At 67.8% G+C, this 25242-nt stretch carries 20 protein-coding genes; 3 read left to right on the top strand and 17 right to left on the bottom strand.

Annotated elements, in window-relative coordinates:
- Nucleotides 1-60: 60 nt before the first annotated feature.
- From ACREYQ_RS17715 to ACREYQ_RS17705, 3 genes are all read right to left on the bottom strand, one after another.
- Nucleotides 61-1908, bottom strand: a complete 1848-nt coding sequence (locus tag ACREYQ_RS17715; protein WP_432261520.1) for a serine aminopeptidase domain-containing protein — start codon at nt 1906-1908, stop codon at nt 61-63.
- 118 nt (nt 1909-2026) lie between these two features.
- Nucleotides 2027-4372 carry a polysaccharide biosynthesis tyrosine autokinase gene (locus ACREYQ_RS17710; protein ID WP_432262689.1) on the bottom strand — a complete coding sequence of 782 codons (2346 nt, stop codon included), beginning with the start codon at nt 4370-4372 and terminating at the stop codon, nt 2027-2029.
- 104 nt (nt 4373-4476) lie between these two features.
- A complete protein-coding gene (locus tag ACREYQ_RS17705) occupies nt 4477-6057 on the bottom strand; it encodes a mannose-1-phosphate guanylyltransferase/mannose-6-phosphate isomerase (RefSeq protein WP_432261519.1) in 1581 nt (526 codons plus the stop codon).
- Between the two features lie 362 nt (nt 6058-6419).
- On the opposite strand from ACREYQ_RS17705, the gene ACREYQ_RS17700 reads away from it, so the two are divergent.
- Nucleotides 6420-7487 (top strand): DUF1839 family protein, encoded by a 1068-nt coding sequence (locus ACREYQ_RS17700; protein WP_432261518.1) that lies wholly within the window; start codon nt 6420-6422, stop codon nt 7485-7487.
- A 57-nt stretch (nt 7488-7544) separates the two neighbouring features.
- Here ACREYQ_RS17700 and ACREYQ_RS17695 read toward each other — a convergent pair whose 3' ends face one another.
- The 11 genes from ACREYQ_RS17695 to ACREYQ_RS17645 all read right to left on the bottom strand — a co-directional run bounded on the left by ACREYQ_RS17695 (nt 7545) and on the right by ACREYQ_RS17645 (nt 19538).
- Nucleotides 7545-8267: a Crp/Fnr family transcriptional regulator gene (locus ACREYQ_RS17695; protein WP_078198677.1), complete on the bottom strand. Its 723-nt coding sequence runs from the start codon at nt 8265-8267 to the stop codon at nt 7545-7547.
- Nucleotides 8268-8696: 429 nt separating this feature from the next.
- Nucleotides 8697-11306 (bottom strand): glycoside hydrolase family 2 protein, encoded by a 2610-nt coding sequence (locus tag ACREYQ_RS17690; RefSeq protein WP_432261517.1) that lies wholly within the window; start codon nt 11304-11306, stop codon nt 8697-8699.
- Nucleotides 11303-12283, bottom strand: coding sequence for a DUF1839 family protein (locus tag ACREYQ_RS17685; RefSeq protein ID WP_432261516.1), 981 nt, complete (start codon nt 12281-12283; stop codon nt 11303-11305). Before ACREYQ_RS17685 ends, ACREYQ_RS17690 begins: the two co-directional genes overlap by 4 nt.
- A complete protein-coding gene (locus ACREYQ_RS17680) occupies nt 12283-13275 on the bottom strand; it encodes an amino acid--[acyl-carrier-protein] ligase (RefSeq protein ID WP_432261515.1) in 993 nt (330 codons plus the stop codon). The genes ACREYQ_RS17685 and ACREYQ_RS17680 overlap by 1 nt, the downstream gene beginning before the upstream one ends.
- Nucleotides 13276-13285: 10 nt before the next feature.
- Nucleotides 13286-14491 (bottom strand): acyl-CoA dehydrogenase family protein, encoded by a 1206-nt coding sequence (locus ACREYQ_RS17675; protein WP_432261514.1) that lies wholly within the window; start codon nt 14489-14491, stop codon nt 13286-13288.
- On the bottom strand, nt 14488-14739 hold the full coding sequence (locus ACREYQ_RS17670) for an acyl carrier protein (RefSeq protein ID WP_432261513.1): 252 nt from the start codon (nt 14737-14739) through the stop codon (nt 14488-14490). Before ACREYQ_RS17670 ends, ACREYQ_RS17675 begins: the two co-directional genes overlap by 4 nt.
- A 107-nt stretch (nt 14740-14846) precedes the next feature.
- Nucleotides 14847-16250 (bottom strand): undecaprenyl-phosphate glucose phosphotransferase, encoded by a 1404-nt coding sequence (locus tag ACREYQ_RS17665; RefSeq protein WP_432261512.1) that lies wholly within the window; start codon nt 16248-16250, stop codon nt 14847-14849.
- Between the two features lie 127 nt (nt 16251-16377).
- Entirely contained in the window at nt 16378-17055 is a 678-nt protein-coding gene (locus ACREYQ_RS17660; protein WP_432261511.1) for a phosphatase PAP2 family protein, read from the bottom strand.
- Nucleotides 17056-17499: 444 nt separating this feature from the next.
- Complete coding sequence (locus ACREYQ_RS17655; RefSeq protein WP_432261510.1) at nt 17500-17808, bottom strand: hypothetical protein; 309 nt, start codon at nt 17806-17808, stop codon at nt 17500-17502.
- A gap of 96 nt (nt 17809-17904) precedes the next feature.
- The gene (locus tag ACREYQ_RS17650) at nt 17905-18393 is read right to left on the bottom strand and encodes a DNA-binding response regulator (RefSeq protein WP_432261509.1); all 489 of its coding nucleotides are present in this window, start codon (nt 18391-18393) and stop codon (nt 17905-17907) included.
- Nucleotides 18394-18683: 290 nt separating this feature from the next.
- A complete protein-coding gene (locus tag ACREYQ_RS17645) occupies nt 18684-19538 on the bottom strand; it encodes a response regulator transcription factor (RefSeq protein ID WP_432261508.1) in 855 nt (284 codons plus the stop codon).
- Between the two features lie 520 nt (nt 19539-20058).
- Here ACREYQ_RS17645 and ACREYQ_RS17640 point away from each other — a divergent pair.
- On the top strand, nt 20059-21672 hold the full coding sequence (locus tag ACREYQ_RS17640; protein ID WP_432261507.1) for a phage integrase family protein: 1614 nt from the start codon (nt 20059-20061) through the stop codon (nt 21670-21672).
- An 87-nt stretch (nt 21673-21759) separates the two neighbouring features.
- Here ACREYQ_RS17640 and ACREYQ_RS17635 read toward each other — a convergent pair whose 3' ends face one another.
- Nucleotides 21760-22773 (bottom strand): ParB/RepB/Spo0J family partition protein, encoded by a 1014-nt coding sequence (locus tag ACREYQ_RS17635; RefSeq protein WP_432261506.1) that lies wholly within the window; start codon nt 22771-22773, stop codon nt 21760-21762.
- A 5-nt stretch (nt 22774-22778) separates the two neighbouring features.
- A complete protein-coding gene (locus tag ACREYQ_RS17630) occupies nt 22779-23435 on the bottom strand; it encodes an AAA family ATPase (protein ID WP_432262688.1) in 657 nt (218 codons plus the stop codon).
- Between the two features lie 378 nt (nt 23436-23813).
- Here ACREYQ_RS17630 and ACREYQ_RS17625 point away from each other — a divergent pair, with 378 nt between their 5' ends.
- Nucleotides 23814-24017, top strand: coding sequence for a cold-shock protein (locus ACREYQ_RS17625; RefSeq protein ID WP_006159056.1), 204 nt, complete (start codon nt 23814-23816; stop codon nt 24015-24017).
- Nucleotides 24018-24147: 130 nt separating this feature from the next.
- Here the strand turns inward: ACREYQ_RS17625 and ACREYQ_RS17620 are convergent, their stop codons facing one another.
- Nucleotides 24148-25242, bottom strand: a complete 1095-nt coding sequence (locus tag ACREYQ_RS17620) for a replication protein RepA (protein ID WP_012354866.1) — start codon at nt 25240-25242, stop codon at nt 24148-24150.

Here is a 25242-nt window from a genome sequence, read left to right as displayed (position 1 = left end):
GCCACGGTTCTCGGTTTGGTGGATTGGCGTTATCCCCGCCGGAGCCTCTGCGCCCAGGGGTCAGGGCACGCCGGGGAACATGGAATTGCGCTCGGCGGCGAGTTCCGGGGCATGCGCCAGCTCGGCCTGTGCCGCATCCATGCCGGCAAGCTGCTGCTCGACGTGCTGCACCACATGGTCGCAGAAGGCCTGCCGGCCGCCCGCCAGGAACAGGGCGTGGTCCATGCACGCGTGCCGGTGCACGGCGATATGCGTGAGCCGCGCCAGCGCTTCCAGGTCCTTGCCGAAGCGCAGCCTGGCCTCGGCCAGCCCGATGTCGGCGGCGCCATAGACAAGGTCCGTGCGAACGCCACGGCCGTCCAGGTCGCGCATGGCGGCGCGCGCGTAAGCGGTGATCGATGGCAGCTCTTCGCCGCCGCGCAGACGGCTCAGCCGGAAGGCCAGGCGTTCGGCGGCGCGGCGGTACGCCTTGCGCGCGATCGCCGCCGCAATCGGCCCGACCCGCGCATCGCCCCGCAGCAGCCGTTGCCAGTTGCTGGCATGGCGTGCCGCGGACAGCCAGCCGCGCCATGACCGGTTGCCGTGGCCCACGATCACTTTGTCGGCCCGGTCCCAGCGGAACATCACCAGGTTGGCCAGCACCAGGCCGTTGACGCCACGGTTGGCCAGCGCAGCCTGCAGGCTGAGAAAGGCACCCGAACACACGCCGGCCAGCACGATACGGCCGAAGCCGCGCGCGCGCATCCAGTCGACAGCCGCGCTGACATCGGCCCGCGGAGCGGGCGAATAGATGGCCTGAATGCTCATGCAGCGTTGCGCGCGCGGGCTGTCGCCCAGCGCCGCCACGTCCAGCCGCAGCGAGGCCACGCCCTGCCTGGCCAGCCGGCGCGCCAGCGTGACATACATGCGCCCGTCGCCGACATGGTGATTGCCCCCCGTATTCGGGAAGATCACCGCGAGCGGGGCCGGCGCCGCATCCCGCGGCAGGCACAGGATGCCGAACTGCCGCTCGGCGTCGAGCCAGACCGCCTCCTCGACGACGCCATCCACGGCTGCGCGCAGGGCCGGGGCCCCGATAGTGCCGCGCAGGTGGTGCCTGGCCGCCGGCGCCGCAGCCGGCTCAGGCGTCAGCCAGGCAATCACCTGCTGCCATGCCTGCGCCGGCACCGCAGCATTTTCCGCCGACTGCATCATCGCGGGGTATTCGGCGAACGCCGCCTGTTCGACCTGCGCGCCGCCGTCGGCATATTGCCGCGCGAGCGCAGCGGCCGCCGAGGTGGCGCCGGGCCAGGCATCGAGCAGCAGCAGCCGCGGCGCGGGGCACGGGGTGACGCGGTCCAGCCGCAGCGCCTCGAGCTCGCGCACGGTGTCGGGCATGCAGCGGAACGCCAGCACGTCGAGCGCGCCGGGCGGAGGCGGATGGGAAGGTTCGGCCGGGCCGACGCTGTTCAGCCAGTTCATATGCAGCGCGCGCAATTCGCGCAGGTAGGCGCGGCCATTGACCACGGGGGCCAGCAGCACCAGCCCGGCCACGCCACCCTGCCATGCCGGCTGCGCGTGCATCGCCTCGGCAGCCTGCACCGCCAGGCTCGCGCCCAGCCGCAGGCCGCACAGCACGATCCGCTCGACCCCGGCCAGCGCGCGCAGCTGCGCTGCCGCGGCCACGATGCTGGATACGGCGCGCCCGACGAAATGGGCCTCGTCGCAGGCGCCGGCGGAATCGCCGGTGCAGGGATAGTCAAAGCGCAGCGCCGCCACGCCCGCCGCCGCGAGATCGTCGGCCAGGTGCCGCCACGCCCGGTGCGACCACATGGCTTCATGGCCCAGCGGCGCGCACAGGACCACCCCGGTCTTTCCCTGTGCCTCGTGCAGCCAGCCGGCACAGCCTTCGAACATAAGGCGCCTCATGTCGCCTCCTGGCGAGCGGATGGTCGCCCACAGACCGGTAGAGCACACGCGCACGCGCATGCAGAAGCTGACCCGGACGCTCTCGCAGAAACGGGTACGCTCCACCGGGAGCGGTCGATTATTCGTCGTTGTCTTCCATATGCAGCGCCTGCCCGATCCGGTGCGATGGGGGCACCGTCACCGGCATCCCGAGGTATGGATTGACGCTGCTGAACTCTGCACGGTTGCTGCGCTTGGTGATCACGCAGTTAAGCACGCCGCCGAGCATGCGGGCATCGGCCCGCTGCAGGCGCTTGAGGGTTTCGTCGACCTGCCCGGGCAGGGTGGTGTCGGCGCGCAACACCACCAGGGTCGAGCCGGCAAGGTTGGCCACCAGGGTGGCATCGGCCACCGCCAGCACCGGCGGCGTATCGACCAGCACCAGGTCGAAGCGGGCGGCGCACTGGCGCAGGGTTTCGGCCATGCCGGGGCGCATCAGCAACTCCGAAGGATTCGGCGGGGGCAGGCCCGCCGGGAGGATCGACAGGCCGTTGATGACCGTGGGCCGCAACGCGGCTGACAGCGCCACGCGCCCGGTCAGCAACTCAGCCAGCCCGGACTCTGCGGGCTGGTCAAACCAGTTGGCCACGCGCCCGCGGCGCAGGTCGGCGTCGATCAGCAGGACACGCTGGCCGGCTTCGGCGAACAGCACCGCCAGGTTGACCGACGCAAAAGTCTTGCCCGCGCCGGGCGCCGGGCTGGTCACGGCAATGACACGGTCCGGGGCCTCGCGCAGGGCGAAATGCACCGCCGCGCGGATACTGCGCAGCCCCTCCACCGCCAGCGAATGCGGCGCGTTGCGCGCCAGCAGGAACTGGTCGTGCAGCCCAAGGCGCAGCAGCCGGTCGGCGCTGTCGTCTTCCAGCGCCGCGACGTCGATCACCGCGCTGGAAGGCCGCGGCCGCTCAAGGCGGGCGGTGGGCAGCGCGGCGTAGCCGGCGGCCACCCCGAGCAGGGCCTTGGCCGACACCATGCGCTCCAGCACCGCCTGTTCCCGGCTGAAGGCAATGTCGCCCAGCATGGTGATGCCGAGCGTGGCCTCGGCGTCGTTGGCCGTTGCCACCGTGGGACGCACGCGCTGGCGCAGCGTCAGCACGCCCATCGCCAGCAGCATTCCCAGCGCGCCGCCGCCCGCGGCCGGCGGCCATGGCCCCATGCCGATGGGCACCATGGGCGTGAGCGCGTTGTCGACGACGCGGATCTGGCCGGTGCGGTCGAGCTGCGCCAGCGACAGCTGCTCGACCTTGTTGCGCAGCGTCATGTACATGTCTTCGGCGACCTTGACATCGCGCGTCAGCGCCACCGATTCACGCTCCGACGCCGACAGGTTCTGCATGCGCGCGTCCATCTCCTGGCGCTCGCGCACCAACTGCTGGATCTGGCTGTCGACCGTGCGCACCTCGTTGGCCTCGGTGGTAAAGCGCTGCAGCAGCTTGGTGCGCTCCAGGCGCAGCAAGGCAATCTGGCGCTGGTATTCCATGCTGCCGTTCAGGTAGGACTGCACGTCCTGGCTGGGCGCCAGCGAGCCCGAGCGCGAGCGGTAGCGCGTAAGCGCGCTCTCCGCGCGTTCGAGTTCCGCCTTGACGCGCGGCAGTTCGCCCGACAGGAACGCGAGCGTCGCGGCCGCGTCGTCCTGGCGTTGCTCGGCCTGGCCCTTGATATAGGAATCGGCAATGCCGTTGACCAGCGCCGCCGCGGTGGCGCCGTCGCGGTTCTGCCAGCTGATGCGCAGGGTGGTGGCATCGCTGGACTCGCTGTCGACGCGCAGCTCGCGCGTGACGGCATCGACCGTCAGCGTGAGGTCGCGGCGCGTCACCAGGAAGCGGGTGCCCGGACGGGCTTCGATCCCCGCCACCAGCACCGAGATGCCGCCGGCCTCGGCGACCTGGCCCACCCGGCCCTCGACCTGCGCATTCGGCCCAAGCAGCCGGAAGCCGTCGTCGGGCAGGACCTCCAGTGTCAGGGGCACGTTGAGCAGGCGCTCGGGCACGTGCAGGCGCTGCACCGCAAGGCGCTCGCCGCCCCAGGCGTAGCCCAGTTCCGCCGGCCACGGCCCGCGCAGTTTGCCGGGTTCCGAGAAATGGTTGACCACGCTGCCCAGCAGCGGCGCGCGCAGCGGGTGCGCCTCGATATCCAGATGCAGGCGCTCGACCACCGGGCCGACCACGGCGCGGCTCTTCAGCATGCCAAGGTCAAGCTGCGGCGCGGCCTGCCTGGCCCCGGCGCCGCTGTCCCGGCTTTGCACCTGCACCAGTGCCTTGGCGCGATAGAGGTCGGGCGTCGACAGCGACGCCAGCCCGGCAAGGGCCGCGCCGGCCAGTCCTGCCGCGACAATCCAGCCCGCATGGTCCAGCAAGACGCGCGCATTCGCGCCGCTGCGCGGCGACACCTGACCGGGTACCGGCATGGCGCCGGCAAATGACATTCTGCTCACGACATATCTCCCCGCCACATGCTGCCCTTGCTGCAGCAACCGGTGCGTGCTGCCACGTCTGCCGACGGGTGGCGCCACACACCGGCTGCCAAACCCTATTTGCGTCCGTAGTTGTCCTCGAACCTCACGATGTCGTCTTCGCCGAGATACGCTCCCGACTGCACCTCGATGATCTCCAGCGGAGTCTTGCCCGGGTTCTCCAGCCGGTGCAGGGTGCCGATGGGGATATAGGTCGACTGGTTCTCCGAAAGAATGCTGATGTTGTCGCCACAGGTCACGCGCGCGGTGCCGCGCACCACCACCCAGTGCTCGGCGCGGTGGTAATGCATCTGCAACGACAGGCTGGCGCCGGGCTCGACTACAATGCGCTTGACCTGGAAGCGGTCGCCGCGATCGATGGAGTCATAGCAGCCCCAGGGCCGGCGCACTTTCCGATGGTTTACCACTTCATTGCCATGCTCCGAGCGGATGCGCTGCACGATGTTCTTCACATCCTGCACATGCGCCTTGTCCACCACCAGCACCGCATCGGCGGTCTCCACCACCACCACGTCCTGCACCCCGACGCATGCAATCAGGCGCCCCTCGGAATGCGCGAGGCACGACGTGGCGCCATCGAACAGCACCCGTCCGCGCCCGGCATTGCCGCTGGCGTCCTTGGGCGCGATATCCCAGATCGCCGCCCACGAGCCGACGTCGGACCAGCCCGCATCCAGCGGCACCAGCATGCCGGCGATATCCGGCAGCGTCTCAAGCTTCTCCATCACGGCGTAGTCGATGGAGTCGGAAGGGCAGGCATCAAAGGCCTGCTTGCCGAGGCAAAGCACTTCGCCGGCGCAGGCGGCGCGTTCGCTCGCCTCATAAGCGGCGCGGCATAGCCGGGCCATCTCGGGCTGCAGTTCGGCCACGGCCCTGAGCCAGACCGAGGCCCGCACCACGAAGATGCCGCTGTTCCACCAGAATTCGCCGGACGCCACATAGTGCTTGGCGAGTTCCAGATGCGGCTTCTCGACGAAACGGTCAAGCACAAAGGCGCCGCGATCCGCGCCACCCGCCGCGCGGATGTAGCCAAACCCGGTTTCCGGCGCGGCCGGCTTCACGCCCAGCGTGACGATGGCGCCCAGGTCGGCATGCTGTATCGCCGTGGCGATGGCCTGGCGGAACGCCCCGACGTCGGCCACGCTGTGGTCGGCCGGCGTGACCACCAGCACGGCATCGCCATTGTCGCCCGCCGCGCAGAGCGCATGCAGCGCCGCCACCGTGAGCGCCGGCGCGGTATTGCGCCCGCAAGGCTCGGACAGGACCCGCGCCGGCTTGCCGGCGCGCTGCATCATGTCGGTGATCATGAAGCGGTGCTCTTCGCCGCAGACCACGATCTGCGCCGCCTCCTTGCCGGCCGGGCGGCCCGCCAGCGCCGCCACGCCCGCCAGGCGGTTGGCGGTCGCTTCCAGCAGCGTGTCTTCGGCAATCAGGTTGAGCAACTGCTTCGGGAACTGCTCGCGCGAGAGCGGCCACAGGCGCGTCCCGGTGCCACCCGCAAGGATGACGGGCTGGACCACCGGCAGCGGCGCGGCGCAACGCACCGGTCTGTCGGCCAGCGCCTGTATGGCTGCATGCACGCCGCCGTTAATCGCCGATGGCGGCGGAATCTGGTCCCGGGTCCGAGTTCGCATCATGCCTCCTGGCCTGTAGCCCGTTCCAAGCGTCCCGGGCGTTCCATTGCGCAACGCGCAGCCACCGTGCCGGCCACGCAGAAACGGGTACGCCCGGCAGCGATCCCTGAGCGTCTTGACGGGGATGTGAGCCAGTCTAGGCAGGCTGGCTGGCTGAATCTGTTCGATTCCGCACACGCTTCTTGCGCCGTTCTGCCCGGCCGCGGCGAAGCAGGCGAAGTGGGACGAGGGCGCACGCAATCACGCGCGCTCTGTTGGAGAGCGCACCGAAGCCGGCGGCCGCAGGCGCTGCAATACAGTGGACCGTGCAAGCGCGCCGCTTGCCATCGCGGTTGAGGGGCATGCGCACACTGCGGAGGAACGACATGGAGCGGGAACTGGCAACAACGGCAACCACGGCGGCGGATGCCGGCACCGCCGGCAGCGAGGCCTGCCACGACGCCCCCCACCCCCCCCGCCATGCGGCCAGGCCGGCGCAGCGATTGCTGCATGACGAAGCCTCGATCTGGCAGGAGAGCAACTGCTATATGGATCTGTGGATCGAGCTGCTGTATGGCTGGGGGCTTGATCCGCGCGCCGCGCTGGCCTTCACCGTGACGCAGGACTTCGAGGGCGACCATTTCACCTTCTTCAAGTATCCGCAGGCTGACCTTGAACTGCTGTATGGCACCGTGGTGCTGGAGATGGCGGTCTACGACACGATGCAGGCGCACGTTGTCGAACAGGTCGGGCGCGGCAATACCGTGCTGGTGGAAATGGACAGCTACTACCTGCCCGACACGCGCGCCACCACCTATCGCCAGGGGCATGTGAAGACCACGGTCGCCATCGACCAGATCGACCCCGTGGCGCAGCGCCTGTCCTACTACCACAACCTGGGGTATCACAGCGCCAAGGATGAGGATTACCGCGGCCTGCTGCGCCTCACGCCCGAGCTCAGCGATGGCAACATCCTGTTTCCGTATGCCGAATACGCCAAGCGCGTGCGCCCGCCGCTGCGCGGCGCGGCTGCCCGCGAGGCCGCCGCCACGCTGATGCGCCGTCATCTGGGCCGGCGCCCCGCCGTCAACCCGGTTGCGCGCTGGCGCGCCGAGTTCGACGAGCACGTCGCAGTCATACTGGCGCGCGGCGATGCCTACTTCTACCACTACGGCTTCAATCTGCCGCGCCAGCTGGGGGCGAACTTCGAGATGCTGCATCACTGCCTCGCTTGGTTCGGCGAGCATGGCTACGACGTGCCCGCCCGCGTCGCGCAGGCGGCCCACAGCATTGCGTCGGAAAGCAAGGTGCTGCAGTTCCGCCTGGCCCGGGCCGTCGCGCGCGGCCGTCCGGACCGCTGCACCGAGTGCCTCGGCACGATCGAGTCCGCCTATGAGGAGCTCATCGCCGGCCTGCTGTCGTCGTTCGGCGCCATCGATCCGGCGCAGGCCTGACGCAATCCGCATGCGCAAAGGGCGCGCGGCGCTGCATGCGCCGCGCGCGCCAACGTTTCAGGCGTGGGCCAGCGCCGGCAACAGGCGGTCATACTCGCGCTTGACCAGCTTGTAGCACTCGCACGAGTGCTTCTCGAGGCCACAATGATCGAGGATGGTGATATGGCCACGGCTGTGATGGATCAAACCCAGGTTCTCAAGCTTGCCGGCGGCCTCGGTGACGCCCTCGCGGCGCACGCCCAGCATGTTGGCAATGACCTGCTGGGTGATCACCAGTTCGTCCGAGTTCATGCGGTCGCGGGCCAGCAGCAGCCAGCGGCACAGTTGCTTGTTCAGCGAGTGATGGCGGTTGCACGCCGCGGTCTGCGCGATCTGCGTCAGCACCGCCTGCACATACAGCAGCGTGACGCGCTGCAGCGTCGGCAGGTAAGCCAGCTCGGCCCGCAACGCGCGCGCCGGAATGCGGTAGGCGAAACCCGGGCTGCGCACTTCGACGCGGCTGGGCATGGTGTCGCCGCCCGTGACCACCGGAATGCCGACCAGCCCTTCGTTGCCCACCGCGGCAAACTCGACCGTGGCGCCGTCTTCAAGCAGCGACAGCAGCGACACCACCGACGTCGTCGGAAAATACACATGCACGATGCGCTGGCTGGTGTCAGTCAACAGTTCGCCGGCGCGCAGCCGGACCAGTTCAAAGTGGCGCGACAGCGTCTCCCATTCCTGCCGCGGCAACGCGTTGAGCAGATGATTGACATGCAGGTCCGACCGTTGCGTGATCATGTTGTTTCTCCCCGTTCACCCGAGAGCGGCACTGGCCCGCCAGCGCGCGCTGGCTGCGTGGTGCAGACGAACCCGCGCTGCCATTCCACCCCTGACTGACGCCTATCGACTTGTTGACACTGCTGACGACTGACTCGTGGCTGGCTGCAACCCCTCTTTGCCGTACTGCCGCGCAAGGCCGCGGTGCGCTTTGTGCTGCCTTGCTGACTGTATTAAGTGCTATCGCACACTGAAGCGACAGTAGGCTGACGGTTGGTACTCGCTCATCCATTGGTTGGTTGGTAGCAGGCGGGAACGCCGTCACGACGGCGTCCTCGTGGCGCGTCATGGCGCGTCCGGCTGGCGGCGAATGCAAGTGCCTGCCGGCGACGGCGCGCGGCCAGGCAAGGCACGGCAAGGGAAAAGGAAGCTCGCGGGGATGCTTGCGCCCTACGCGTCGTAGCTGGCGGGCTGGTCGGCGTTGATGGCGTAGATCTCGCCCGAAGGGATGGCGCCGGCCAGTGCACCCGGTCCGCTCTCATGCATCAGGCGGATACGCCGCGTTTCCCCGGGACCGAGGTGGAACCAGTCCTGCTCGGGCAGGAAGGCGTGATCCTCGATATGCACCCAGCGCGCGAAGCGCCGGGTGCCGACCGCCAGCCACCACTCGCCCTGCACGCATTCCACGCTGCCGCGCAACTCCGGCGCGCGCAGCGCGCTGGCGCGGCGGTCAGGCAGATAGACCGCCTGGCTGAGCGGCGCGCCGCCACTGTCATCGTCCGCATGCAGGGTGGCCAGCACCACATCGTGGGCCGGCGGCCCGAAGCGGTAAGCGTAGGTGAAATCGAAGAAATGGTCGAGCATGGCCGCCGCGGCGATCCGGCACGACTCGCGCGGGCGCAGCGTCAGCGGCTGCCGCGCCTGTGCCGCAACCGCTTCGCCATCGCGCAGGCAGCGCAGCGTCAGCTGCACGGCGCGTGGCCGCGCGGTTTCGTTGATGACATGCACATGCAGGCCATTGAGGCCCTCGTCCGTCAGCAGCACCTGCAATGGCTGCCACACGCTGCGCAGGGCATGCCAGGGCGACTTGGGCCGCCCGCACGCATCGACAATGCCCCAGCCCGCTCCCGGCAGCAGGTCCTGCAGCTGCCACACCAGCCCGCCCCAGCAGGTGGAACCCACGCGGCGCCACTCGCTGAAGACCTCGGTCATGATCTCGGCCGCCACCGCGCGCGACAGCGCCAGGTAGCGCGCCGGACGCTCGTAGCGCAGGCGCGGCGGGTCCACCTCGTACAAGGCGCGCAGGTAGAAGTCACGGATGTCCTCGAAATCCCAGGCCGCGCCGGCATCGCGCGGCACCCGCGCCTTCCAGCGCGGATCGTGCAGCGGCTGGGTCAGGCCGCTTTCATTCAGGGTGCGTGTGCACGGCACGTTGGCAAATGCCAGGCACTCGGACGTAAAACGCACCTTGGCCAGCCGCGCGTCCGGCAGCGGGCGCTCGTAGGCACCCACGCCGTAATAGTGCGTGATGCCGGTATCGGGCTGGAACGGCCAGGCGCCTTCGCTGGGGGAGTTGCGCACATAGACTGCGCCGGGGCGATGCGCGGCCACCAGGCCAGGAATCAGTTCGTCAAAGAGCGGCTGGCGCCAGTCGCCGCGCGGCGTGCCCATCATCGCCGCCTGCTGCTCGGCCTCGCTGCCGCCGCACAGCACCGCGATGGCCGGATGGGCGCGCGTGGACTGCAGCCACTGGCCGACTTCGCGCGTGGCATCTTCCATCAGGCCGCGCGACGCATCCGGATCCGCGCCGTAGTCGAAATTGGCGAACATGAAGTCCTGCCACACCATCAGGCCCAGCTCGTCGCACTGGCGGTAAAAGGCCTCGCCGGGGTAGCAGGTCACGCCACTGACCCGCACCATGTTCATGCCGGCATCGCGCGCCAGACGCAGCCAACGGCCCACCGCCTCGTCGGTGTCGGCCAGTCCGGGCAGGTCATGGCTGGACACGCAGGCCCCGCGGCAGAACACGCGCTCGCCATTGACGCGCAGCGCAAACGCGCCGGGCTCGCCGTCGCGGTCCTCTTCGATGGTGCGAAAGCCCGCCTGCGCGCAGTGCAGGGCCTGCCCGCCGAGCTGGGCCTCGACCCGGTACAGCGCGGGTTCTCCATGCGTATGCGGCCACCAGCGCCGGGCTTGCGCCACCCGCAGCGTGCCACAGAGCACATGCTCCGACACTCGCTCCAGGTTGCCGCAGACTTCGCCGCTGGCATCCACTGCCCGGCAGCATGCCTGCGCCGGCGCCGGTCCCGGGAAGTGCAGCCTCAGCGTGATCACGCCGTCCGCCCCCTCCAGCTGCGTGGACACGTCGGCGCGCACGCCGTGCAGCGCATCGGTGCTGACGGGATCGAGCAGCTCGATATCGCGCCACGGCCCGACCGCGTGCACCGGCGGACACCAGCCCGGCATGTGGCCAAGCAGCGTGGTGCGCACCGCGCGCAGGGTCGGCGGCACAATCATGCGCGGCTTCCAGCGGACCGGGCCGCGCTGCTTGCGCAGCCACGGATGCAGCGCGCGAAAGCACAGGTGCAGGGTGTTCTCGCCGGCCAGCTGCACTTCCACCTGGTGCGCGGCGAACATATGGCGCGTGGTCAGCACCAGCACTCCGTTGAGCCACACTTCCGCCAGCGTGGCCAGGCCATTGAAGCGCAGCTGGCGCCGGCCGCTGCCGGCGAAGCGCAGGCGGTACCAGTAGTCATGCCGATGCAGCGGCGGCGGCGCACTGTCGTCCCAGCGGCCAGCCGCGCGCATGGCCGCGGCCACGGTGCCGGGCACCGGCGCGGGCAGCCAGGCCGCGTCCGCCGACAACTCCGCCGGGCCTTGCGCCGCGCCGGCAAGGGTCTCCAGCCAGCCCCACTCGCCGCTCAGGGTGCACGGGCCCACGGCAACGCCGGGCGCGATCGCCAGCAGCGTCGAGGTGGCCGCCGTGGAGGTTGTGGCTGCGGTTGTGGCCGTGGCCGCGGGCTGCGCTTGCGCCAGCTGCGCCACGTCGCGCGCGCTCATGTCACACTCGCGCCAAAGTGCGAGGCCAGCGCCGGCACGGTGCCCTGATAGGCCTGCTCAAGCTGATCCAGGCAGTCCTGGCACGGGTCGGACTTGCGGCTGATGACAGCGCGCATCAGGCGGAACTGCATCACCATGGCTTCGGACGCCATGGTGTAGCAAGCCTCGCCGATGGCATCCGGCAGCGCATGGCCGTGCAGGACCAGCCAGCGCAGGTAGCGCCCCAGCAGTTCGAAATTGACACCGAGCTGGCGCAGCACGCTTGCCGCATAGACCTGGAAGTTGGGCTCGCCCCGTGTCATCAGGTGTTCGAGATGGCCCGGAAACGCCATGCGGAACACACTGATCGGGTTCTCCTGCGGACGGCGCGACAAGTGATGGCGCAGCAGTTCGAGCGAGCTGCGCATCAGCGCGGCATCGGTCAGGGCGGAAAAACGCCGCCGCGCCACCGATGCATGCGGAAAGGCCGGCGAATCCCCGTATGCGCCTGCCGCCGGGCGAAAGATGGCGGCATAGTCATCGCCGCTGGCAGTGTGGTAGCCGTCGCCGTGGAAGTAACCCACGGCGGCGGCCTCGGGCACCAGCACGTCGATGCCGATGCATGAACGCATATGCTGGCGGCGATACGTGCCGGCCGGCGGCGGCAGCCGATAGCTGTCGACCTCCAGCAGCACCACGTTGCCGCGCGCGGTCTGTGCCGCGACATGCGCCTCGAGCCGGTCGTACATCGACAGCTCGTGGGTGACGATGCCGTACAGGCGCTCCAGGTCATTGGCCGGAAATGCGGAGAGCGTGAACTGGTCACCCTCGAAATCCTGGGCCACGGTAAACGGCAGGGCAGCAATGGGCTCGAGGTCCCATCCCTGCAGCAGCTCGACCCACAGGTCGATATGCTGGTTCGCATGGGACCAGACCGGATTGCCGCCATGCCACGTGGCGCGGCCTCCTCGCACCCTCGCCCTGCCATCGCCGTACATTATCCCCCCCAGAGCGTGTCGCGCACGGCTTGCGGCCAGCGCGCCGGGTCCAGGCCGTGGTAACGCAGCAGCGCCAGTGTCATGCGCTCGACACCGATGCCGACGCACCCGGTGTGCGCGGTGCCGCCATCTGCCGTGCGCAGGCCCCACATGGCGCCGAAATGATCCATGTGGTAGTTGAAGCTCATGCAGGCCGTGGGCCCTGCGCCGTCGTTGACCGGGATCAGCAGCTCGAACTTGAGCTTGAGCTCGCGCTGGCTTTCGGCCACGAGCTTGCCGCCACGCCCGAAGAACGGATCGTTGGCAACGTCGATCTCCACCGGCAACTGCAGCGCTTCGCCAAGCTGCAGGCCGCGCGCGAGCCACTGCTCGCGGAAGGCGGTGATGCGCTCCGGCGTGCCCAGGCAGACATATTCGCGCTGGCGGAACAGCTGCATGCGGGTTGGCTCGAGCGACGGCTCATGGCGGAAGCAATACGACATCACGTCCACTACCTTGCCGCCTTCGGGCAGCGGGCCGCGCCGCGCGATCACCGGGTAGATCGGATAGCAGGCCGCGGGGGTCAGGACCACGCCCGTCGGCTGCTGCTGGTCAGTCCAGTCTTCCTTGTTCTCCAGCCGCGCCAGCAGGCGGCGGTGGCCCTTGTCGTCGCCGCAGAAGCTGTGGATGGTGCCCGCCAGCTGCGGGAAGCTGTTCAGATAGCCGCTGGTCTCGAAGTCCGCCTGGCCCATGGCCGGAGGAAAGCGCAGCGATTCGGCGTCCTGGTCGTGCCCGAGGCGCGTCATGACGGCGTTCAGGCCGTCACAGATGGATTCGAAGGTGGCGTTGCGGCCGTAGATGCCGCGCACGCCGGTCTCGATCATCAGGCCCTCGGCAAGCAGCCGCTCGAGGAACGTGGGCGTCAATGACGCGGGTCCGGTGCCCGGCGCGGGCGCGCGGGCATCCACGGCGCCGCCCATGGCGCCGGCGTCGGTCAGGGTATGAGCGTCCATGCGGCCTCCTTCAGGAACGGCCGGCCAGCAACAGATTGGCCGTGTTGGTCAGGATGCGGTCGTTGTTGATCATCAGCGGAGCCGACCACAGATCGCGCAGGTGCCGCCCCAGGCTGAACGGCGTGCCGTGCTTGTATCCGGCCATGCCGCACACCAGCATGGCCTGCTGCACGGCCTCCAGCGCCAGCGTGGACACTGCGGTCTTCAGCCCGTTCATGCCGGCGGCCAGCGCGAAGGCCGCCGACACCGACGGCTCGGCATGGCGCCGGCGCTGCTGGTCCAGCGCCAGGTCCAGCCGCCCTTCGATCAGCTGCAACAGGCTTACCGCTTCCGCCACGCGAGCCGCCGAAGGCGGCAGCGAGCCCGGCCGCGCGCGTGCCTGCCCCTGGAAGAAGGCCTTGGCACGCGTCACCGCATCGCTGCAGATGCCCAGCCACAGCGCGCTCCACAGGATGTGCGACACCGGCGTCATGGTGGCGTCCGCGATCTCGCCGAACGGCACCGGCAACACCTGCGCCGTATCGCCCGTGGTTTCAAGCCGGAAGCCGTTGCTGCAGGTGCCGCGCATGCCAAGCGTGTCCCACGTGCTGAGGCTTTGCAGGGTGTAGTCCGACTTGAGCGCGCACACCAGGACCTGGTCGGACGGCGAGGCATCGGGGTGACGGCGCGCTGTGATCAGGATGCCGTCGGCATGCGCGCCGTAGGAAATCGTCGGCGCCATTTTGAGCAGGTGAAAGCGCTCGCCCTCCGTATTGAGCGCGCAGCCGCTGCTGCGCAGTGCCCCGCCGATCGCTTCTTCGGACGTGGCCGAGGCCATCAGCAACTGCTCCGCGGCAATCCGTGACAGCAGGGTGTCGTGCCATGTGCTGCCGGCGCCGTGCTCGATCACGCACGCCACCTGGATCTGGTGCATGGCGTAGATCATTCCGGTCGATGCGCACGCGGCCCCCAGCACGCGGCAGATCGCGGCCACGGTCGCCAGCGAGGCCCCTGCGCCGCCCTGGGCCACCGGCACCATGGCGCCGATCAGGCCAAGCTGGCGCAGGCTGTCGAAGGCCTCATGCGGAAAGCGCGCGTCGCGGTCGACGGCATCGGCATGCGTCTGCGCGATCCCGGCAGCGGTATGGGCAGCGGCGATCAGTGCTTCGCCGCTCGCCAGCACGGCTTCGGGATCTGCACTGGAATGGGCCAGTGCCACCCTGGCAACGGGGTTCATGCTGCCTCCCGCGGCTGCCGGATCTGCTCGACCGCGGCGGCGAGAGAGTCGACGCTGCGGAACAGCTGACGCGTCAGCATCTGGTCCGGAATCTCGATATCGAAGGCATTTTCGAGCGCGAGCATCACGTGCACGGTGGCCAGTGACGACAAGCCGGCGGCGTACAGGTCATCGCTGTCCGCCAGGTCGGCGACCGGCACATCGAGCCGGGCGACTTCGCCCAGGATGTTGCGGATGGTTGCTTTCATTGAACACCTCCCGTTCTATGGTGCGCCCTATTGCACGCGTGTCAGGCTTCGGCTTCGGTACGTTTGCGCACCAAGACAATGCGCCCCCGGGCACCGCCGACGCCGTATCAGTACGCACTCGCCCCGGTCCAGCCGTGCAGGGCGGTGCGCAGGATGATCTGCAGGTCTAGCTGGAACGACCAGTGCTGGATGTAATAGATGTCGAACTCGATACGCCGGCGCATTTTCTCGACGGTATCGGTCTGGCCGCGCAGGCCGTTGATCTGCGCCCAGCCGGTGATGCCCGGCTTGACGCGGTGGCGCAGCATGTAGCGGTCGATCAGTTCCTTGTAGAGCTCGTTGTGCTCCATGGCATGGGGGCGCGGACCCACCACCGACATGTCGCCGCGCAGGACGTTGAAGAACTGCGGCAGTTCGTCCAGGCTGGTGCGGCGCAGGAACGCGCCGACGCGCGTGATGCGCGCATCGCCGCGTACCGCCTGCGTCACGCCCATATCGGCGTGCTCGCGCATGGTGCGGAACTTGAAGACATCGAACGGGCGCCCGTCCATGCCAAGCCGTTGCTGGCGGAACAGCACCGGCCCCGGCGACGACAGCTTCACCAGCACCGCCACCACCAGCAGCACCGGCGACAGGCCCGCCAGCGCAGCCAGGGCAAAGACGCGGTCGAAACTGGCCTTGAGCAGGCCGGTGATGCCCGACACCGGCGGGCTGTTCAGGTCGATCACCGGCAGGCCGAGGAATTCGCTGAAGCGGTGGCCCAGCAACTCCACCGACATGACGTCGGGGATCCAGCGGATGTCGATCAGCTCATTGCGGAACTGCCGCACCACGTCATAGAGGTCCCGGCAGGCCACCATCGGCAGGGTCAGCCAGATTTCCCTGACACCCTGGCTGCGCACGAAGATGCTGACCTCGGACATGGTGCGCAGCGGGATCACGCCGTCCGGCACGATGATGGGCTCTTCATGGTAGATGCCGACGACCCGATAGCCCGCGGCGCGGATCTGGTCCACCCGCTGGTACATCTCGCGGCCGAGCGGGCCGTAGCCGAAGATCACCACGCGCTTGGCGTTGATGCCCTGCTCGCGCACATTGCCCAGCATCCGGAACATGACGGCACGCACGCCGGCCAGCGCCAGCAGGCTGCAGCCAAACCAGCCCAGCGACCAGACCCGCGACACCGCAGCGATCTGGTGCATCAGGAAGGCCGTCATCAGCCCGACGATGAAGACGGTGCTCCAGGCCGCGAGCAGGCGCAGCACGAGCGCCGCCCGGCTGCGGCCGCGCCACGACTCATAGATGCCGAAGGCGGGAAACACCGCCAGCACCCCGACCGAACACAAGGCGGCCAGGAAGCCATGGACCGGCGCGGCGCCACGGATGCCCTCCGGAAAGTACAGGGCACCGATCACGATCGCACAGGCTCCGACCAGCACGGCGTCAGCCAGCCGGTACAGGATGTGCAACGCCGTATAGCGATCTGCCGTAAAGGTCGAAATGGATGCCATGACCGCCCCACCGCACATGCAAGCTTGATGGGACGATAGTTGCCGAGCCACCATGCAGTGTCTGTTGGCGGGCGCACACAGCCCGCGGCGCGGTGGTCAACCTGGTGCGGCGGCCCCCAGAGGCAGCTCAGTGGGGCAGTCGTGCGCGCAGGGCAGCGTGGATGTCGCTGTGCAGATGCACGGGAGCAAGCATGGCCCACTCGCCGCGCTCGAACGTGCGGTCACGTCCGGACAGGAACATGGCCAGTTGCTGGATCAGCGTGTGCGAGGCGCCCACGGTCCCGGTCATCGGCACGACCAGCGCGCTGGCAAGCGCCACCCCGGCCAGCACCATCGCCAGCGGGCCGTGCGGCGTGGTGCGGCGCGCGATGAACGGCAGGCTCACGCACAGGCCCACGGCCAGTCCGCCCGCGACTTCGGATACCGAATGCGCATGCAGCGCAAGGCGCGAGACGCCGACCAGGAAGGCGAGGCACACCCCTGCCCCTGCTGCCGCCCACCCGCGGCGCGTCCAGGCGGCAGGCACGGCAAGGTAGAACATCACGGGCAGGACCGACGCGGCCATCATGGCATGTCCGGAGAAGCCGGTGAAATTGAGCGCCTCGCTGCCGATGCCCCAGCCGAGGAAGGCAAGCTTGGACGCCAGCACCAGCAGCGCCGCCGGCAGGAACGCCAGCACCCAGTGACGCGCGCTGCCGGGCGCGCCGCGCCAGTACAGCCACAGGCACAGGAACAGTGCGCACGGCAGCAGGTATGCGGATTCGCCGAAGAGGGAGACAAGATGCCAGTGGGGCCAGTGGCTCATGGGGCGTGCGGGCGCTGTAAACGTCAGAAGTCAGGAGTCGGAACGCAGTGTGACAGCCTACCATCGTGTGGCAGGCGGCGGCATCGTCCGCATTGCCTGGGGCGCCGGCCGCACGCATCGTCGACGAATGAGCAAGTGCGTTCAGGCTTGCCGGAAGAGGTGCAGAGAAGGTTGAGGGCACATTGCGGCATTGGCCTTCTGGTGGATAGAGAGTCTTTCCGCAATTGGATATGTTCAATCGGGATCGCTGCCCATGCTTCACCGGGCAGCGTTTTCAAAGCCCGCATGGTCCCCCGGTCGGCGGGCTTCTTTTTTTGGCCACCCGTGCCAGGGAAGTTCACCAGGCGCCGGCAAGCGCGCAGACAAGGAAGCTGCAAACGCACAGCGGCACCGGGCGCTCGCGCCGGGTGCCGCTGCACAAGCGCTGCGCGCTTGCCTGCAGGCTCAGGTAACCAGTGGCACGCGCAGCCGATGTTGGGCAATGATCAGCGCCTTGAGGCTTTCGACGCGCAGCAGCGCTTCGCGCTCGCCGGCCGCGCGCGCGGCATCGGCGGCAGCCAGCTCGCAATCAAACTGGCGCCCGTGCAGTTCTCCCCGGTAGAGCAGCGGTTCGTCGCTGCCGGCAGCGCAATCCGCGCCGCATCCTTCGCCATATTGGGCTGCGAGCCTGATTTCGAAGCAGCACGCCCACTTGCCTCGGCCTTCGCGCACGGCAAAGCCGCGCACGACGAGGAATTCCAGTCCGGGCTTCATACGACCCCCTTCCCTCCCGGGGCGGCCGGCCTGCGAATGAGGGCCAGCTTCTGCTCCGGGCGAATCAAGCATAGGCGATCAGCATCGTCGCGGCCCTCATCCGGTGGTTGTAGGACGGCTCGCACAAACGAGGGAGGAAGACACCGGGCAGGCCCCGGCAAGCGACAGTGCCATGCGCGGGAAACACTGGCCACCGGCCCACACCAGCGCGGTGGCCGCGCAGACCAGGTCGACCGCTGCCGGCAATGCCAGGCATCCGCTGGCGCCAAGCAGCGCGGCATGCACGATCAACGCGGGCTCGAGGCGGTCGGACAGCACCAGCCAGCGCCGCGGCGCCAGGCGCGCCTGGAGTTGGTCGAGCAAAACGCGAGGGTCGCCCTCCAGGCCGGTGCAATCGACCACGGCGATATCGGCAGGGTCCGGCGGCGCCGAAGCGGGCGACGGCGCAGGACACATCGACGGCTGCGCTTCCTGCAGCCATTGCGGGGTGCGCCAGGTAATCGGCTGCGGCAAGTTCAGCGTGTTCAGGCGCCGTGCCAGAACCCGGCACATCATTTCGTTGCTGGCGATCAGGTAGGTCGACATTGACTCGGTCCGGCGGCAGCCCCGGGCCGCAACTGCGCTTGCCACCCGGTCGGGATCCGGGCTGCGGCGCGGCCCGGCTTGCACGGCATCCACGTAGCGCCATTCCGCCGGCGAAAGTGTCTGCAGATGCCTTCCCTCAGAAGGTAGCAAGCCGTTTTGGCCCCTGCCTCATGCTTTTGGCTGAGAGCGGCGCGCCAGATGGATGAGGGCGCGCCGCAGCCGCGCCCTCATCCGGGCATTGCTGTCCGCTTCGGCCCATGCGCCACCTTCTCGTCACCGGTCATGCCGGTTCAGGCAGCCTGGCAGTCCGGAGCCAGCGCCGGCGAGCGCAGCGGCGGTGCGGTGCTGGCCGGGCCCGCCCAGTTGAGCGTGGCGCCCTTTTGCAGAGCGACATAGACGGCCTCGCCCTTGTTGCGCACATGCAGGCGCTGGTACAGCGTGCAGGCATGGGTCTTTGCGGTGGCAATCGAGATGTTCAGCATGCGGCTGACGGTCTTGATGGGATAGCCCCGTGCCAGCAGCGCCAGCACTTCATACTGTCGCTCGGTAATATTCAGCAGGTGCGCGCCGGCAGACGGGGTCTCGAATTCCGTCGCGTGCGCCTGGAAATAACGGTGGGGCATCGGCGCCGTGCTGTCGTGCACGGCATCGCCCACGCCGGCGCGCAGCGCCACCACCCGGGGGTCACCGTGTCCGGCTGCCGCTGGCACTAGCGCATGCCCCGCATCGGCCTCGGGTTGCTGGCCAGGAACGTGCTGGGCCGACGCCGGGAAGCATTCGCCGCCGGCCAGCACCAGGCGCACCGCCGCGTCCAGCGCATCCGCACTGCAACGCTTGGGAATGAAGCCGCGCACCGGTTCAGGCAGGCCGGCGTCCGGCAGCGAAGGCGCTCCCTGGTCGCTGAGCACCAGCACCCGTTGCGGGCGCAGCCGTCGGCACAGTTCATCCAGCATCGGCCATCCGCTGGCCTGGTCGGCCGGCAGGCCATAGACCAGCAGATCTGCATTGTCCAGCCACAGGTCGGAATCGATCGGCGCCAGGGGATCGATATCGATCAGGTCGCCAGGAATGTGTGCTTGGGCCAGCAGATGGCGCAGACCCAGGCGCAGGAGGGGGTGAGGCTCGATCAAGAGGATGGTGGCCATGGCCGCTCTCTTATTATTGCGGCAAGCACGGACCTCGCGACAATCCGCACTTGCTTGCCGGACGTGCACCGCTATCCTGCGGTTGCACCTCCATACGATCCGCCAGTGCTCCGGGCCGCCGTGCAGCCTTCCCGTCTGGCCGCAGGTCCGTACTTCCCCTGGAGATACCGGATCGCCCCGGTTTGCGTTGTTAGACGCTTATGTTTAAGACGTTTAGATGTGACTGAAGTCTGATCTTAATTTTTATAACTCCTGACCTGCAGCATATGAAACGCACCCGGCGAATGCAAGGTGGTGGGGTGCTGCGGCGGGTAATCCCCGACTCGACGCCGACCCGCGTCAATCCGCCGTTGACCCCAAGCATACGAACTGCACAATGCTGCGGGGGATGTCCAGGCAGCGAAATCGCGCATAAAATTATCGGCATTGCATTTTGCTATGCATTTCCGGGCGGATGAATTCTCGCTTCCTTGAAGTGCCTTATAAATCAATAAGTTAGCTATACAGCGCAAGCCTGCCGATGATTCCCGCCACGACCACGATCAGCCTCACGCGCAGCGAGTTCGCCGCCGTGCGCGCCTATGTCCAGGGCATGCCGGCGGCAATGGTCGTGCCGCGCTACCTGGCTGACGAAGCCGACGACGACGATGACGGCGCCGAATCGGCGCTGCGGATCCTGCTCGCCTTGCGCGACCGCATGGTGCAGCTGGCGCACCTGCACGGCCGCGCGGACCTGGCCGAGTTGCTGCTGGCCGGTCCCGGGCGCTCCAATCGCGGCATGGATCGCCGCGTGGACGCGCTGGGCGAGCTGGAACGACTGGGCACGGCGGCGCCGCGCGCGCAGCATGGCGTGGAATTGTGGTTTGCGCCCGCGCTGGCCCGACGCCTGCGCAATGCCGGAATTGTGACGCTTGATGCTCTTATTGGGATGGCCAACCAACGCGGCAGCGCCTGGTGGCGGGCCGTGCCGCGCATTGGCGCACTCGCCGGCGGCGCAATCAACCGCTGGCTCGGCGAACATCGTTCGGTCTTCAAGGGGGATGATGGCAAGCCGCTGCTGGGCGCGCATGTGGGCAACCGGGCGCCCCTGGCGCCGGCTGCGCTGGGCCCTGCCATGCGGCAGCCGCTGCCGCTGGAATCGCTCAGCGAGGCTCCCTCCGCGTCTGCGCCGGACGCCGGCAGCGGCTGCCCGTACAGCGAGGGTGTCACCGTGGTCAAAGCCTGGTTGCGCGAGGCAGCGGCAGGCCGGAGCAGCACTTTTGCGGCCTATCGCAAGGAGGCGGAGCGCCTGTTGCTGTGGGCGGCGCTGGAACGCCACAAGGGGCTGCGCCAGCTGGACCTGGACGACCGCCAGGCCTACCTGGCCTTCCTCGCGCGGCCCGAGCCCGCCAGCCGCTGGTGTGGCCCGCGGGCGCCGCGGCAGCAGGCCGCATGGCGGCCCCTGACCGGGCCGCTCAGCCCTGCCAGCCAGCGCCACAGCATGCGCGTGCTGGCGGCCCTGTTCCGGTGGATGCACGACAACGGCTACCCGTTTGCGGCACGCTGGCCGGCGCAAGCCGCGGAGACAGCCGTGGCTTCGATGGACGCTGCCGCGCCTGCGGCTGTGACGGCGCCGCCGGGCCGCATACCGCTGTCCGATGACCGCCTGGCCCCCTTCCTGTCCTGGCTGCAGCATCGGGCATGCGCCAGCGACGGCCAGCGCTACCGCACCGCCCACGCGGCCATCCTGCTGTTGCGGGACCACGGGCTCAGCCTGGAACGGCTGACATCGGCGACGCGGCGTTCGCTGGTGGCACACGGGCCGGCATGCGGCACGGCGCAAGAGACGCTCGAAGGCGCCGATGGCGCAAGCCATCCGTCGGATGTCCTTGCCTCTGGCACACTGCGCGCGCTGGCCCTGCACTGGCACGACCGCGACCTGCCATGGGATGGCTCGGGCACCGAAGAAGCCTGCCTGATCGGCCCGCCCGCAGCACCACCGACCAGCCGTGCAAGGCGCAAGCGTGCGGCGCTGCCGCTCGGTGGCTATTCGGTGCGAGGGCTTCACGCGCTGCTCGCGGCCATGGTCGAGCGCTATCGCGAGGCTTGTGATCCGGCGTTTGCGGCCAGGTCGCCACGCGACCTGCTCGCCTGAAGATGGCGCAGGCAGTGGTGCGACTGCCGCGCATGTCAGACTATCAGGACGCCCGGCGGTCCGAAGGAAGTCTGGTGCGCGCCCGGCTCAGAGCAGCGTCTTGTCCAGCCCGAAGCGGGTCTTGAGCGCTTCGACCAGCGCCTCGCGGGCGCTGCGGTCGATCAGCTGCACGTCCAGCATCACGCGTCCGGAGTCCCATTCCTTGATCGTGCCGAGCAACTGGCCGCTGTCGGTGCGGATCTTGTACTGGCGGCTGATTTCCTTGACCTTGCGTGATTTGCCTTCCTGCGCGTGCTTGCGGATGGCCTCGACTTCGCGGCTGGACAGCCCGTCATTGATAATGCGCGCGGCGAGCTCGCGGGTGCGCTCCTCGCCCGCCAGCTTGCAGTACAAAGTCAGTTCGTAGCCCGCGGCAATGCCGATTGCGCTTGGGCGCTCGCGCATCACGCCGAGCACGGACTCCGGCAGGCGCAGCAGCGCCAGGGTCTTGTTCACGGTGCCTGCCGAGATCCCGGTCAGTTCGCAGATCTCCTCTTCCTTCTGGACCTTGCCCTCATCCAGCAGCTGCCGCCAGGCGATGGCATTGTCGAGCGCCGACTGGTCCGAACGCTGCTCGTTGAGCATGAACGACAGCCGGTAGAAGTCCAGGTCGCTCAAGTCGTTTTCGACAAAACATTCCATCTCGAGCTTGCCGGCAGACGCCAGGGCTCGCTTGCGGTAATGGCCGTCGATCAGGATGTAGTGGCCGGGACGCGCCGGATCCGGCGCCGCCAGGCCGGGTGTCTTCTGGCCATGTGTCGCGATCGACGCAGCCCGCTCCTGCACCACCGCGGGATCGTAGATGCGCCGTGCGTTCAGGGGATTGTCGTGCAACTGCGGCAGCGGGATCCGGATCAGCTGCCGGCCGGCCGCTGCATCGCCAAGACTTTCAGCGCTGAAAGCAGGAGTCGCATCGGCTCCCCTGCCTTGCAGCAAACCATTCGGATGCTGGGAAATAGCCGCTTCTGCGCGGGCAAAGCGGTCCAGGGTTTCGCTGCGGTTCTTTTCGGCCGCCATGCCGGCGAGCATGCCAGCCTTCAGGCTCTTCAGTTTGGTAGCCATGCCTATTACTCAATCAAGGACAATATTTCGTCGACCATCATGTCGACTTCCTGCACCGCTTCGCGCGCGCCCGCGACGCCATGCACGGTACAGCCAATCGCCTGGCATTCGCGGAATGCCGAGCGCGACCCGATCATCGAATTCAACAGCGGAACGTCGCCGTCATCGCCAAGGATTTCAATCGCCTGGCGGGCAATCGAAACCCGGCGCTGGACCATATTGGCCATCACCCGAATCAGCAGCGACTCGTTCTGGACCTGGGCATGTTGTGCCAGCGTCTTCGCGGCCACCGCCGCCCACAGATCCGGGGGCGACGGCACTACCGGGATGATGGCCAGGTCCGAGATCAGCAGTGCGCTCGAGGGCGCTGCGGAATGCACCGCCGGCGGGCAGTCCACGACGATGTAGTCATAATCCTGGACAAATTTGCGGACCTCGCGATGCATGGCCCCCCCGGACGGCGCCAGGCCAATCACGGAGGCCGGGAAAGGCCGCTCGTCGCTGGCCTGTGCGGCCCAGCGGGTGGCGGTGCCTTGCTCGTCCATGTCGACCAGCATCGAGCGCGCGCCGCGCAGGCCGAGTGTTCCGGCAAGGTGCATGCTGACCGTGGTCTTGCCGCAACCGCCTTTCTGGTTAAAGACTGTGATGATTTTGGCTGGCACTGCGACCTCTCTTTCAGCGCTGAAAGCGCGCGGTTGATTCTTAAGGCGCAACTGTAGCCAAAACGAGGTGACGTATCAACCGTTTTTCAATTTTACAAAGTTTATGTATATGCTCTCCAGGGCAGAAACCACCCTCTCGGGCACGGAAAAACGCAAGACCGTAAAATTGCTTGAAAAGCAGGCTGGAATATGCCTAAAGTATCTATAGTGCGCATTACGCCGCACATGACACCGCAATCCAAAGTGGTTATGATGCGCGCTACAGTCGAGTCAAGTCGTGTCACCTCGTCGGCTTCCGTTCGGTATCTACGAGAACTCAACGTGCTTGAACGGTTGTTTGCGTTGTGTACAAGAACTTGCTTCGAAAAGGAAATTCCTATGGCAACCGGTACGGTCAAGTGGTTCAACGAGACCAAGGGCTTTGGCTTCATTACCCCCGACGACGGTGGTGCAGACCTGTTCGCGCACTTCTCCGAAATCCAGGGTTCGGGTTTCAAGACCCTGAAGGATGGGCAACGCGTGACGTTTGAAGTCAAGCAAGGCCCGAAGGGCCTGCAGGCTTCGGCGATCAAGCCGGCCTGATCCAGCCTCGGCGGATCCCCTCGCCCGCTGCGGATCCGTCCGTCGCGGGCAAACAAAAAAGGCAAGCGTTCTACGCTTGCCTTTTTTGCATCCAGGGCCCCTCATTACCGACGGTGGCCCCGCCAGGCACTTAGCCGAGCTTGCGCACGCTGGTGCGCGACGGCTGCAGGATCAGTGCCTTGGACGAGTCCGCGTCGACCTTGGCACCGGGGTACACCACCAGCACATCCTTCAGCGCCTTGCGGAACAGCGCGCGGAACTTGCGCTCGCTTTCGGTTTCGGTGCCGAACTGCATCTGCAGCGCTTCCCACGGGATCTCCGTGCGGCGCTGGATCGTGAAAAAGCGGTACGTCAGCCACGAATACACGTCGAGCGCGAATGGCGACTGCTTGAGGGCCTTCAGTGCGCGCATGTCGACGGGCACCGGCCGGTTGACCAGTTCGTTGAAGAACGGCTCGGACAGCACCACGAAGCTCTCGAACATCGACCCCTGGCCAGGCTGCATCGGGTCCCACCAGGTCGACAGCTGGTCAGCCAGGAGATAGCCCACGCGGTCGATCGACAGCGGCTCGTGGTTGGGATTCTGGTTCTGGCTGGGTGTCGACTTGTTCTGCACGATCGCAATGGTCGCCGAGAACAGCCGGATCATCTGCTGGCGCACCAGCGTCATGGTGCCGCGCTTGCCGCCGGTGGCCATCGGGATGCCCAGGTTGTACATGAATTCGGACAGCGAATTGCCCAGCGAGATACGCCGGTCTTCCACCGTGCCGGTAAATTCCCCGCGCTTCTTCTTCGCCATGATCTCCTTGCCGATCCAGGCAAGCATCAGGCGCGGATAGGAGCCATACGGGTAGCCCAGCGACACCGTCTCGGACACCAGCTTCTGGCGGCCGTTGGCGGCACGCTCGGAGCGCTGCTGCGTGAAATAGCCCGGCTGGATCATCAGCGAAATATTGCCGCTGGTGCGCGTCCACACCGGCGGCGCGCCCTTGGGCGCGCGGTAGGGCAACGTGACCTGGACGCTGGCGCGGCTCAGGAAACCCACTTCGCCGCTTTGCCAGGCGTCTTCGCGCTCCATGGCTTGCGCTTCGTCGAACAGACGCTGGAATTTCTCGGACGGAACCAGGTTGTTCTCGTTGCCGGGAACAATGATGCGGGAGGGTTCGGCGTCCAGGTCGAGGACGCTGCGATCCCCCGTGGCGGCCGGGGAGCGTTTGATGGGCAT

This window comes from Cupriavidus sp. TMH.W2 (assembly GCF_050847365.1).
Classification (GTDB): domain Bacteria; phylum Pseudomonadota; class Gammaproteobacteria; order Burkholderiales; family Burkholderiaceae; genus Cupriavidus.
The sequence above is the reverse complement of the archived record's forward strand: the minus strand, read 5'-3'. Positions and strand labels throughout refer to the sequence as shown.